At 29.1% G+C, this 13,121-nt stretch carries 13 protein-coding genes and 1 tRNA gene; 4 read left to right on the top strand and 10 right to left on the bottom strand.

Translation table 11 applies throughout. From position 1 onward, the window contains the following. Positions 1–131: 131 nt before the first annotated feature. The 10 genes from IQC44_RS09795 to IQC44_RS09840 form a co-directional block, all read right to left on the bottom strand. Positions 132–206: transfer RNA gene (locus IQC44_RS09795), tRNA-Asn, on the bottom strand. A gap of 247 nt (positions 207–453) precedes the next feature. After that, the gene (gene hemE, locus IQC44_RS09800) at positions 454–1,491 is read right to left on the bottom strand and encodes a uroporphyrinogen decarboxylase (RefSeq protein ID WP_198306187.1); all 1,038 of its coding nucleotides are present in this window, start codon (positions 1,489–1,491) and stop codon (positions 454–456) included. Between the two features lie 13 nt (positions 1,492–1,504). Further along, the gene (locus IQC44_RS09805; RefSeq protein WP_198306188.1) at positions 1,505–2,017 is read right to left on the bottom strand and encodes a YqhA family protein; all 513 of its coding nucleotides are present in this window, start codon (positions 2,015–2,017) and stop codon (positions 1,505–1,507) included. Next, on the bottom strand, positions 2,018–3,055 hold the full coding sequence (locus tag IQC44_RS09810; protein ID WP_198306189.1) for an aspartate-semialdehyde dehydrogenase: 1,038 nt from the start codon (positions 3,053–3,055) through the stop codon (positions 2,018–2,020). A 4-nt stretch (positions 3,056–3,059) separates the two neighbouring features. Then, entirely contained in the window at positions 3,060–5,624 is a 2,565-nt protein-coding gene (gene gyrA / locus IQC44_RS09815) for a DNA gyrase subunit A (protein ID WP_198306190.1), read from the bottom strand. A 145-nt stretch (positions 5,625–5,769) separates the two neighbouring features. Continuing rightward, positions 5,770–5,985 (bottom strand): HP1242/YdcH family protein, encoded by a 216-nt coding sequence (locus IQC44_RS09820; protein WP_198306191.1) that lies wholly within the window; start codon positions 5,983–5,985, stop codon positions 5,770–5,772. 57 nt (positions 5,986–6,042) lie between these two features. Continuing rightward, the gene (gene argJ, locus IQC44_RS09825) at positions 6,043–7,233 is read right to left on the bottom strand and encodes a bifunctional glutamate N-acetyltransferase/amino-acid acetyltransferase ArgJ (RefSeq protein ID WP_198306192.1); all 1,191 of its coding nucleotides are present in this window, start codon (positions 7,231–7,233) and stop codon (positions 6,043–6,045) included. A gap of 1 nt (position 7,234) precedes the next feature. Further along, complete coding sequence (locus tag IQC44_RS09830; protein WP_198306193.1) at positions 7,235–8,362, bottom strand: potassium channel family protein; 1,128 nt, start codon at positions 8,360–8,362, stop codon at positions 7,235–7,237. A gap of 21 nt (positions 8,363–8,383) precedes the next feature. Beyond that, entirely contained in the window at positions 8,384–8,572 is a 189-nt protein-coding gene (gene rpmB / locus IQC44_RS09835) for a 50S ribosomal protein L28 (protein ID WP_026806358.1), read from the bottom strand. A 64-nt stretch (positions 8,573–8,636) separates the two neighbouring features. Then, positions 8,637–9,509 (bottom strand): glycosyltransferase, encoded by an 873-nt coding sequence (locus IQC44_RS09840; protein ID WP_198306194.1) that lies wholly within the window; start codon positions 9,507–9,509, stop codon positions 8,637–8,639. A gap of 83 nt (positions 9,510–9,592) precedes the next feature. Between IQC44_RS09840 and gmhB the strand changes: the two genes are divergently transcribed. The 4 genes from gmhB to gmhA are packed head-to-tail and all read left to right on the top strand — an operon-like array spanning position 9,593 to position 13,097. Next, positions 9,593–10,123 carry a D-glycero-beta-D-manno-heptose 1,7-bisphosphate 7-phosphatase gene (gene gmhB / locus IQC44_RS09845; protein WP_198306195.1) on the top strand — a complete coding sequence of 177 codons (531 nt, stop codon included), beginning with the start codon at positions 9,593–9,595 and terminating at the stop codon, positions 10,121–10,123. Beyond that, complete coding sequence (rfaD, locus tag IQC44_RS09850; protein ID WP_198306196.1) at positions 10,110–11,117, top strand: ADP-glyceromanno-heptose 6-epimerase; 1,008 nt, start codon at positions 10,110–10,112, stop codon at positions 11,115–11,117. Before gmhB ends, rfaD begins: the two co-directional genes overlap by 14 nt. Next, positions 11,114–12,550, top strand: coding sequence for a D-glycero-beta-D-manno-heptose-7-phosphate kinase (gene rfaE1 / locus IQC44_RS09855; RefSeq protein WP_198306197.1), 1,437 nt, complete (start codon positions 11,114–11,116; stop codon positions 12,548–12,550). The genes rfaD and rfaE1 overlap by 4 nt, the downstream gene beginning before the upstream one ends. Then, on the top strand, positions 12,531–13,097 hold the full coding sequence (gene gmhA / locus IQC44_RS09860; RefSeq protein WP_198306198.1) for a D-sedoheptulose 7-phosphate isomerase: 567 nt from the start codon (positions 12,531–12,533) through the stop codon (positions 13,095–13,097). Before rfaE1 ends, gmhA begins: the two co-directional genes overlap by 20 nt. Positions 13,098–13,121: the final 24 nt, after the last annotated feature.

Below are 13,121 nucleotides of genomic sequence, written 5' to 3' on the forward strand. Positions count from 1 at the left end.
GTATTTCTTTTATTATTCTTTACGAATTTTTAAAATAAGATTAACATATTCAGTTTACAAAGATTACTCTTCTTAACAAACCAAATCTTAGATTTTAAAGAACTTAATTTTTTTAACTAAAATTATAAAAGTGGCTCCGGCACCTGGGATCGAACCAGGGACCAAATGATTAACAGTCATCTACTCTACCGCTGAGCTATGCCGGAATAAAAAAACAATTTAAACCGTATCGGTCAAATTGGATGGGAATTATAATAGGATTTTTTTTCTTTGTCAAGAGGTATATGCTTAAATTTGGCTTAAATTTTGGGATTTATTGTAATTGTTCGGTTTCTTGGGCTTTGTAAGATGTTTATTTATTTTTTACAATACATGGGTTAAAGTTTTTTTAGTAGTGGTGGTCTGCAGGGACTGAGATCCCTGCTCCTATTTAAACTAAAGAAAGAACAATTATTATTTTTTACTAACTCTTTGACACTCTTTTACAAAGAAAATTGCATTTTCAACTGGAACATCAGGTAATATTCCATGTCCTAGATTAAAAATATGTCCCTCTCCTTGCATTACACTTTGAATAGCCTCAACACATTTTGTTGTCTCTTCTTGTGAATACAATCTACAAGGTTCCATATTTCCTTGAAGAACATATTTATTTCCAAGTTTTTCCTTAGCTAGTGCCATTGGAGTTCCCCAATCTACACCAAATACATCGAAGTTTCCATAAACCAATCCTCTTTCTATAAATGCTGCAACTCCTTTTGGAAACATTATTACAGGAATATGTGGATATTTTTCTTTTATATACTCAGCAATTTCTACCATATATTTCCAAGAGAATTCATCATAACGACCAGGTTCAATTGCGGCTGCCCAAGAATCAAAGATTTGAACAACATCAGCACCTGCTAGGATCTGTTTTTCTAAATATAGTTTCACAACTTCTGTTACTTTTCTTAAAATTTTATGCAAAAACTCTGGGTTTGAATACATTATTTTTTTACATAAACTATAAGTTTTTGTTCCTTGCCCTTCTATCATATAAGTTGCTAATGTCCATGGAGCTCCTGTAAATCCTATAAGAGCTTTATCTTCTGGTAATTGCTCTTTTAGAAGCCTAATTGTTTCATAAACATAAGTTAGTTTAGAAGCTGCTTCAACACCACCAATTAACTTATCTAAATCTGCTTCATTTTTTATAGGCTCTTTAAATACAGGTCCTTCACCTTGTAAAAAATCTAAATGCATTCCCATTTCATTTGGAATAACTAAAATATCGCTAAATAAAATTGCAGCATCAACTCCTACAATATCAAGTGGTTGAATAGTAACTTCAGCTGCTAATTTTGGATTATGACAAAGATTTAAAAAGTTTCCAGCTTTTGCTCTTACTTCCTTATACTCTTTTAAATATCTTCCTGCTTGTCTCATCATCCAAACTGGAGTATAAGGTGTTGGTTTTCTAAAACATGCATCTACAAAAATTTTTGACATATATTATTCCTTTTTATTTTTTTCCCACTTTACCACTAAAGTAAAGCCCAACAGATAATGCAACAATTGCCAATGCAAAATATAACAATTCCAATGGTGTTTCATATTTTGTATGTAAAACTCTTTGAAAATAGTTTACAACTAATACCATTATAATTACTTTTGCTAACTTATCTTTTAATTGATCAAGAGAGCTTATAGCTAAAACAGAATTGCAATCTTCCTCACTACAAGCCTCATCTATCTTTGAAATAAACAGTTCATAAATTCCAAAAGAAAAAATCAATAAAACAACAGCAATTAAGTATAAATCAATCGCAGCAATAACACCTGCGACTATATCTTCATGAAAATGTTCTGGATGTAAACCTTCTAAAAGAGTTGTAAGTACAAATTTTGCTACATTTAAAACATCAATACTTGCAACAATAAATAAAATTACAGAACCCATAAAACTAAAAATTACTGCAAGAATTACAATAAATCTACTCTTCCAAAGACCATTTTCTATGAATTTTTTTAGCATTTATATATCGCTTTCTAACTCTATCCATTTTAATCCAATTCTAACTGCATTTGTTGCAGCCCCTACTCTTACTTGATCAGCTACATTAAAATAGTGAACAATATTTGAAGAGTAAACATCTTTTCTAATTCTTCCTACATATGTATAATCTGTATCTGTTGAAATAATTGGCATTGGATATTTTTTATTTTCTAAATCATCTATTACTTTTACATTTTCAAAATTTGCTAATGCATTTCTAACTTCATCAACATCAACATCAATACCATCTTTAAAAGTAACTGTTAAGCTCTCACTATGAGATCTTAAAACTGGAACTCTAACACAAGTTGCTGCTACTTCAAAGTTTTTGTGCATAATTTTTTGAGTTTCATTTACCATTTTCATCTCTTCTTTTGTAAATCCATTTTCCATTGAAACATCAATTTGTGGGATTACATTTAGAGCTATTTGGTGAGCAAATGCTTTAATCTCAGTTTCATCCAATTTAAATGCAAAGAAATCTTGCATTTGTTGAACTAACTCTTCCATACCTTTTTTCCCAGCTCCTGAAACTGCTTGATATGTTGAAACATCTACTCTTTTTATTCCATAAAGTTCATCTAGTGGTTTTAAACTTTGTACCATTTGAATTGTTGAACAGTTTGGATTTGCAATAATACCGCTTTCTCTCCAAAATCTTATATCTTCAGGATTTACTTCTGGAACAACAAGTGGAACTTTTGGGTCCATTCTAAAGTGGCTTGTATTATCAATTACAACAGCACCTGCTTCAACTGCATATTTTGCAAATTCATCTGAGATACTTCCACCTGCACAAAAAAATGCAATTTCAACCTCTTGCTCTTCAAAAACAGTTGATGTAAGTTCTAAAACTGTTACATCTTTATTTCTAAACTCTATTGTACTTCCAGCACTTCTTGCACTTGCAAGTGGAACTACTTTATTTACTGGAAAATCTAACTCTTCCATAACTCTAAAAACTTCTTCTCCAACAGCACCAGTTGCTCCAACAACTGCAACATTAAATTTTCTCATATTATTATTCCTCACTATTTTCATTATTATCTATTAAACTTAAAAGGTTTGAATCTTTATCTTCATTTTCAATGACTTCACCATCTTCGTTATATCTAATTATATTCCCATTTTCATCTAACTCTATCTCTTCATCCTCTTTTGGACATTTTGCAATAGATACAACTTTATCATCTTTATCAACATTTACAATTATTACTCCACTTGTATTTCTTCCAGCTTTTCTAATTGTTTGCATATCAACTCTAATCATTTTTCCAATTGAAGTTAAAAGCATTAAATCTTGTGTATCATCAACTAAAACTTCACCAATAATATTTCCAGTTTTAGGAGATAATTTCATGGCAATAACCCCTGAACCCGCTCTATTTGTAAGTCTATACTCTTCAATAGTTGTTCGTTTTCCAATTCCTTTTTCTGAAACTGTTAAAATCTCTTGCTCTTCATTTTCAATTACATCAGCATCAACAACAAAATCGCTATCTATTTTAAACTTAATTCCTCTTACACCTCTTGTGCTTCTTCCTTGTTCTCTTGTTTTATCAACTTCAAATCTAATACATTGACCTAGGCTTGTAAAAATCATTAAATATTGAGTATCTGCATTTGCAATTTTTGCTGTTACAATCTCATCATCTTCATCTAAAACAATAGCTCTTACACCATTACTTCTAATATTACTAAACTCTGCAAGGCTTGTTCTTTTTACAACTCCATTTTTTGTAAAGAATGCTAAAGATTTTGCTTCATCAAAATCACTTGTTGGAATAATTGCCATAATCTTTTCATCAGCTCTTAAGTTGATTAAATTTACAACTGCTTTTCCTTTTGCAACTCTACTTCCTTCAGGAATTTTATAAACTTTTAACCAATAAAGTTGTCCCATATTTGTAACGAACATTAAAGTATCGTGAGTATTACTTACAAAGAATCTCTCAATAAAGTCATCATCATGAGTTGTAACTGCAACTTTTCCTTTTCCACCTCTTTTTTGTTTTTCGTAAGCTTTTATAGGAACTCTTTTTACATAGCCGTTGTGAGTTATTGTTACAACCATTGGTTCATTTGGAATTAAATCTTCAATATCAATCTCATCATAAGAGTCTTCAATCTCTGTTCTTCTAGGATTTGAGAACTTCTCTTTGATTTCATTTAACTCTTCTTTAATAATCTCATTTAATTTTTCTTCACTTCTTAAAATCGATTCAAGTTCAGCAATTAAAATCATAAGCTCTTGATATTCAGCTTCTAGTTTATCTCTTTGAAGTCCTGTTAATCTTCCTAATCTCATATCTAAAATTGCTTGAGATTGAATATGACTTAAATCAAATCTCTGCTCCAAACTCTCTCTTGCTTCTGCATCATTTGAAGAGGCTCTAATAATTCTTACAACCTCATCAATATTATCAACAGCAATTTTTAAACCTTCTAAAATATGAGCTCTTGCTTTTGCTTTTTCTAAATCAAAAATTGTTCTTCTTATAATTACAGTTTTTCTATGAGACAAGAAAATATTTAATATTTCTGGAAGAGTAAATACTTTTGGCTCTTTATTATAAACTGCGAGTAAAATAATCCCAAATGTTGTCTCCATAGGAGTTGATTTGTAAAGATTATTTAATACAATTTCAGCCATAGCCTCTTTTTTAAGCTCAATTACAACTCTAATTCCTTCTCTATCAGACTCATCTCTAACTTCAGAGATTCCATCTATTTGCTTATCTTTTGCTAAATCAGCAATTTGCTCAATTAATCTTGCCTTATTTACTTGATAAGGAAGTTCATCAATAACAATAATCTCTTTTTTTGCTCTAGTTTCAATATGATGTTTTGCTCTTATTTTTACTCGTCCACGACCAGTGTTATAAGCATCAATTATTCCTCTTCGTCCAAAAATTGTTCCACCAGTTGGAAAATCTGGACCTTGAACAAACTCCATTAAATCATTTGCTTCAGCACTAGGATTATCAATTAAATATAAAATTGCATCTAAAAGCTCTCCTAAGTTATGTGGAGGAATTTTTGTAGCCATACCAACAGCAATTCCTTCACTTCCATTTAATAAAAGTGTTGGAACTCTTGTAGGAAGAACTGCTGGTTCTTTCATCGTATCATCATAGTTTGGTACAAAGTTTACTGTATCTTTATCTAAATCTCTTAAAACTTCTTCAGCTATTCGTGTCATTCTAGCTTCAGTATATCTCATGGCAGCAGCATTATCACCATCAACCGAACCAAAGTTTCCTTGTCCGTCCACAAGTGGAGCTCTCATAGAGAAGCTTTGAGCCATTCTTACAAGTGCATCATAAACAGAGCTATCGCCATGTGGGTGATACTTTCCTATAACATCTCCAACAATTCTTGCTGATTTTTTATAAGCAACTTTTGAAGTTAAATTTAAATCATGCATTGCATACAAAATTCTTCTATGAACTGGTTTTAAACCATCTTTAGCATCTGGTAATGCCCGTCCAATAATAACACTCATTGAGTAGTCTAAATATGAAGCTTTTACACTATCTTCAATATTTACATTTATAATGTCTTGATTTTCGAAAAGGTTTTCCATAAAAAAAGGCCTTTGTTAATTAAAATTAGCAAGATTTTATCTAAACTTGGCTTAGTAATAGTTGTAATAAGATTTTATTTATAGATTAATAAAAAAAGGCTTAGAAGAAAACTTCTAAGCCTTTTAAAAATGAGATAGAAAAAGATTATTTCTCAGCTTTGAATTTTACTATCATAGAGTAAATTTCATCTTTAAGTCTTAATTTCTCTTTTTTCTTAGTTTCAATTGTAAATTGATCAGCATGTCCATTTTCTAAGTTTGTAATTTCATGATCTAAATCATTATGTTTATCAAAAACTCTTGCAAAATGTGTATCTGTTTGTCTTAACTCAGCTATTGCATCTCTATGTTCGTGAAGCATTATCTATCCTTGGTTGAAATTTAAATTTGGAGGATTATATATAAAAAGTTCTTAAAATTAACTTCTATAATCTGCATTTATCTCTACATATTTATAACCTAAATCACAACCATAGGCTATAAATTTACCATTTCCAAGACCTAAATCACAAATAATTTTATACTTATCTTTTTTTAAAACTTCACCTGCTTTTGCTTCTGTTGCTTCATCAAAACAAATTTCTCCCTTATTGAAAACAATAACATCATTATACGAAATTACAAGTTTTTCATCATCGCAAGTTACTTGTGATGCTCCTATTGTTGAAGCAATTCTTCCAAAATTTGGGTCTTCCCCAAAAAGTGCTGTTTTTACTAAAAGTGAATTAGAAAGTGCTTTTGCTGCAATTTCTGCCTCTTTGTCATTTGCAGCATTTATTACTTCAAAAGCTGCAACTTTTTTTGCACCTTCACCATCGGCTACCATTAGCATTGCCATATCATACATTACCAGCCTTAAAGCTTCACTAAATGCCTCTTTATCATAAGCATTTGATTTTCCATTTGCTAAAACCATAACTGTGTCATTTGTTGAAGTATCTCCATCAACACTAATAGCATTAAAAGTTGTGTGTGAATTTTTCTCTAATGCCTCTTCTATATCATTAAATGGTACATCTGCATCTGTACAAATAAAGCATAGCATTGTTGCTAGATTTGGGTTTATCATTCCAGCACCTTTTGCAACCGCTCCTATTTTAAAGCTTTTCCCATTTTCTAACTTTACTTCATAAAGGCAAGTTTTAGAATATGCATCTGTTGTCATAATAGCTTTTGATAAATTCTCTCCATTTTTAGCACTTAAATCAAATTTTTTTGCACCATTTACAAGTTTTTCTATTGGAAGTCTATTTCCAATAACTCCTGTACTACTCATAACTGGATTAAACAATTTAAAAGATCCAAAATCAAGTTGTGAAAAAAGAGTGTTTATATCTTCAATTCCTTTTCTTCCTGTCAAGGCATTTGCATTTTTTGAATTTATTAATACAAAGTTTGTTTTAAAACCTTTTTCATAAGCTAAATAGTGTTTAAGTGGTGCTGCTTGAAATTTGTTATTTGTAAAAACTGCTCCAACCGTACAAGGTTCGTTTGTATATATAAATCCTAAATCATTATTTCCATTTGGTTTAAGTCCTATATGAATTCCATCACAAAAAAATCCATCTATTTTGTCTATAAACCCTTTTATTGGTAAAATTGTAAACATCTTATATCTCCTTTGGTTCATTTGTTAAATTTAAAACTCTCTTCGCTCTAGCAATTCCTTTAGAAGAGCCTACTATTAAAAGTTTTGAGCCTTTATTTATAATCTTATCTCCTCTTGGAAGTTGAATAAAAATTCCACTAGCTTCAGTTATTCCAATAACAGAGATTTTTAAAGTCTCTCTTAAGTTTAGCTCTCCTAAACTTTTTTCTACAATCCAAGATGTATCTTTTATAATCAAATCTTCCATTGTAATTGGACTATCTTTTTTATATAAAAATTCATCCAAAATATTTTCCATATCAGGGCTTATTGCCATAGCACTTACTCTTTTTGCCATAAGAGATGGTGTTGCTACAACTTTATCAGCTCCTAATTTTTTTAATCTTAACTTCTCATTTAAAGTTTCGGCATTTGAAATTATTAAAAATGGTGTTCTTTCTAGTTCTTTTTCATAAAGTCTAACTGATGCAATAAGTGTAATATTATCAGAGATATTTTTAGATAATGAAATAGCACCTTTTGCTGAACTTAAATGAGATTTTAAAAAAGCATCTTCTTTATATGGTTCTTCTTTCACAAAATATGGATAGCCATGCTCTTTTGCAATATCTTCTATATTATCACTTGGATCAACAACCACAAAAGGAATATGATTTTCTCTAAACTGTTTTGCTACTTGTGCTGTATATTCATTGTGATAACACAATACAAAGTGCTTTCTTAGTCTTGCTATTTTAAAAAGCATTCTTCTCTCCCTTAATAATTCTCTTAAATTACCATTTGTAAAAACATCTATTACAATTCCAACCCCAAATATAAGGCTTGAAAAACCAGCTAACATTAAAAAAACTGTGAAAATAATAGTCTCATTTCTAAAATGATCTTCATTTAAAGCACCAAAACCAGTGTTTGTAAGTGTATATGCGGCTTGAAATAAACCTTGCATTATTGTATAGTTTTCTAAATATACATATCCCAAAGTTCCTATCATCATTAAAAGTTGAATAAGAATTAATGGTAATCTTAAAGGTTTTAGCTTTGAATAAATTAGTGGATCTAAATCGTATTGAGGTTTGGCTGACTTAATCTCCCAGCCGATAGTTTTTTTAAAGCTTGTATAAAAGCTCATTTAAGCACTTTATGTGCTTAATTATGAGTGTTTTTTAAGAGTTCTTAACTCTTTTGCTGAAATTCTTAGTTTTGTAGTTGTTCCATCTTCTAATGTAACTCTTACAGTTCTAATGTTTGGTAAAAATCTTCTTTTTGTTCTGTTTTTAGCGTGACTTACGTTGTTTCCAACCATTGGTCCTTTTCCAGAAATTGCACATTTTCTTGACATTTGTCTTCCTTTTTATATAGTGAAAAATATTTGCGTATTGTATCTTAATTATCTTAAGGTATATTTAAATCTTTTCTAAAATATCATTAAATTTATCAATATTTTTATCCAAACTCATCTCAATAGCAATATTTCTATTTTGTTTTTTTATATTATTTAGCTCATTTTCATCGTATAAAATAGCATCTATTTTAAATGCAGTACTAGGATCATTGGGATGTTCCATTGTTGCATAAACATCAATTATCTCTTTTGCATCATTGTTCATTGTTGTAAAAACAACACACTCACAAAACATAGCTTTTATAATACTTGAAGCTATATTTTTATTAAAGGTTGGTAGTAAAAAAATATCACTTATTAAATATAAATTATCTATGTTCTCTTTATCTTCATCAATTTTTATGATTTTTTCATCTAAGTTTTTATATTTAGTTAAAGTAAAATCTAAAGAACTAAGTTGTTGTTTATTTCCTACAATAATTAGTTTAAAATCTATAAAACTTAAATTTGATGAAATATCTAAAAACTCTTTTATCCCATTTGCTTTGAAATTCTTAGCTGTAAAAAGTATTAATTTTGTACTTTCTTTAAGCTCAAATTTATTTAGATACTCTTGTTTTAGCTCTTTTGGATTTTTATAATTTATATCTACACTAGGATAAATAACTTTTATTTTACTATCTTCTACTTTTGTTTTTTGTAAAATTAAGTTTAAATTCGAAAAAGAGTTTGTAATAGTAACCTTTGAATTTTTTATCCATGATATAGATTCATCGTCTAAAGAACCACTATGGAAGAAAATATCAGCCTCAACTTTTTTATTAAAAATTTTTGCTAAAGTTGAAGGTTTTTTAACTATCTTTATATCATCTCTATTTTTTATACTATTTATTAAAGTATTGCTTGATTTATAATATACTCTTTTTTTGTTCATAAGTTATCCTAGATTTTAAAGCATTATTATAGTTAAAAGAGCTTTATGATATTATTTAAATGTATAAATTAAGGATTTTTAAAATGCAAAAAAAGATAATCTATCTTGATAGAGATGGAGTTATAAATGAAGATTTTGGTTATGTTTCTCAAATTTCAAATTTCAAATTTGTAGATGGTGTTTTTGAAGCTTGTAAAAGTTTTATAGACTTAGGTTATGAAATAATTGTTGTTACAAATCAATCTGGAATAGCAAGAGGATATTATAGTTTGGAAGATTTTAAAACTCTTACAAATTTTATGCTAGATGAATTTAGAAAACAAGGTATAAATATACTCAAAGTTTACTTTTGTCCTCACTCTCCTGAAGTTAATTGCGAATGTAGAAAACCAAAAGATGGAATGATTTTACAATCTTTAAACGATTTTTCTATAGATTTAAAAAACTCTTGGCTAATTGGAGATAAGATTAGTGATATAGAGTGTGCAAAAAATGGTAATATTGCAAATAAAATATTAATAGATGAAGAAAAGGTATCAAATAGTGAATTTTTTGTAGCAAAAAACCTGTTTGATAGCTTAAAATATATAAAGGCAAAAAATGAAATACAATAATATAAATTTTAATAAAAAAACAATTTTAATCACTGGTGGAGCTGGATTTATAGGTTCAAACTTAGCTTTTTATTTCCAAAAAAACTATCCTGAAGCAAAAATTGTTGTTCTTGATTGTTTTAGAAGTGGTGAAACATTTTCAAATGGAAATTTAAAAAGTTTTGGTCACTTTAAAAATCTTGTAGGTTTTAATGGAATAGTAATAAGTGGCGATATAAATGATAAAAAACTTCTAAAATCTCTTGAAACAGATTATAGATTTGATTATATTTTTCACCAAGCTGCAATCTCAGATACAACTGTGTTAGAGCAAGATATTATGATAAAAACAAATGTAAATGCTTATGAAGATTTACTAAAAATTGCAATAAAGCACAAAGCAAATATGGTTTATGCCTCTTCAGCTGCCACTTATGGAGATAGCAATAGATTTGAAGTTGGTTTTGAAAAACCAAATAATGTTTATGGATTTTCAAAAGTTATGATGGATAACATAACTTATGAGTATTTGAAAAAAGATTTACCAATATCAATTGTTGGATTAAAATATTTTAATGTTTATGGTCCAAAAGAGTTTTTTAAAAATAAAACAGCTTCTATGGTTGTGCAGTTTGGACACCAAATTTTAAAAGGTCTTACTCCAAAGCTATTTGAAGGAAGTGATAAAATTTTACGAGATTTTATCTATATTGAAGATATTATTCAAGCAAATATTAAAGCTTGTAAACCTAAAAAATCAGGGGTTTATAATGTAGGAACAGGAAAAGCTAGAAGTTTTGAAGATATAGTGAATATTTTGCAAAAAGAGTTAGAAATCAATAATGGGAAAGAGTATATAGAAAATCCATTTGTAGGTTCTTATCAATTTTTTACAGAAGCAAATATTCTTACAACAAAAAAATTCCTAGATTATGAACCTAGATTTTCATTAGAAGATGGAATTAGAGCATATATTTCAGATATTAAAAGATTATTTACTGAAGAGGTAAAATGATAGATATTAGTAAAAAACCAAATATTCTTGTAGTTGGTGATTTAATGATAGATCACTATTTATGGGGTTCTTGCGATAGAATTTCACCTGAAGCTCCTGTTCAAGTTGTAAATGTTAAAAAAGAAAACTCTGTTCTTGGTGGAGCTGGAAATGTTATAAATAATCTTGTTGCTCTTGGAAGTAATGTGGAAGTAATTTCAGTTTTAGGAGATGATAGTGTTGCAAACGAGCTTAAATCTTTACTAGAAAGAATTGATGTAAAAATAGATAATTTAGTAATTGAAGCTAATAGAAAAACATCTAAAAAAAGCCGTTTAATGGCTTCAAATCAACAAGTTTTAAGATATGATAGTGAAACAGTTGAGGATATTTCTGAAAAAAGTTCAAAAAAAATTATTGAAATTATTGAAAAAAATATATCTAAATATAGTGCAATTATTTTATCAGATTATAAAAAAGGTGTTTTAACTACAAATTTAACACAAGATATTATAAAAATTGCAAATCAAAATGGTGTAAGAGTTTTAGCTGATCCAAAAGGAAAAGATTTCTCTAAATACAAAGGTGCATACACTTTAACTCCAAATAAAAAAGAGGCAATTGAAGCTACAAATATAGAGATTATTGATGAAAACTCTTTGGTTGATGCTTTAAAAATATTAAAAAAAGAGTGTAATTTAGAAGTTTCACTTATAACTTTAAGTGAGCAAGGAATTGCAATTTTTGATGAATCTCTTTTTACAAGCCCAACAGTTGCAAGAGAAGTTTTTGATGTAACAGGAGCTGGAGATACTGTAATTGCTTCAATTACTTTTGCAGTTTCTTGTGGGCTTGATATTAAAAAAGCACTATACTTCGCAAACTTAGCAGCTGGAGTTGTTGTAGGAAAACTAGGAAGTGCAACAGCAACACTTGATGAAATATATGAATATGAATCTAGTTTACACAAATCAAGTTCAAGCTCTCATATAAAAAGTTTTAATGAGATAAAATACCTAGCAGATAGATTTCACTCTCAAGGTAAGAAAATAGTATTTACAAATGGATGTTTCGATATTTTACATGTTGGTCATGTAAAATATTTACAAGAAGCGAAAAGCTTTGGAGATGTTTTAATTCTAGGGTTAAATGCTGATAGTAGTGTGAGAAAATTAAAAGGTGAAAGTCGCCCAATTAACACTCAAGACGATAGAGCTTATATTTTGGCATCTTTAGAGAGTATTGATTATGTGGTGATTTTTGAAGAGGAAACTCCTTATGAACTAATAAAATTAATAAAACCACATGTTTTAGTTAAAGGTGGAGATTATGAAGGTAAAGATGTTGTTGGACAAGATATTGCAAATGAGCTAAAACTTGTTCAATTTGTAGATGGAAAAAGTACAACAAATACAATAAAAAGGATACAAACAGATGCAAAATGCGATAATTAAAGAGTTTACAGAACACAAAAAAACAATAGAAAAAACTATAGAAACTATGCAAGAGCCTCTTTTAGAAGCCTCAAAACTTGCAGTTCTTACTTTAAAAGCTGGAAATAAAATCTTAATTTGTGGAAATGGTGGAAGTGCAGCCGATGCTCAACACTTTGCAGCAGAATTAACTGGAAGATATAAAACTGAAAGAAGAGGGCTTCCTGGAATTGCACTTACAACTGATACAAGTGCATTAACAGCTATTGGGAATGATTATGGCTATGATAGAGTTTTTGATAGACAAGTTGAAGCTTTGGCACATAAAGGCGATTTGCTTATAGGAATTTCAACTTCTGGAAACTCAAAAAATGTAATAAATGCTTTAAAAGTAGCCAAAGAAATGGGATGTAAAACTTTAGGATTAACTGGACGGGATGGTGGAATTATGAATGAACTTTGTGATATAAACTTAGTTGTTCCAAGTGATGATACCCCAAGAATTCAAGAGATGCACCTACTTTTTGAACATACAATTTGTCAAATTATTGATAATGAGTTGAGTTAAATATAAATCTTATAAAGTAAAATA

This window comes from Arcobacter vandammei, assembly GCF_016106035.1.
GTDB lineage: Bacteria > Campylobacterota > Campylobacteria > Campylobacterales > Arcobacteraceae > Aliarcobacter > Aliarcobacter vandammei.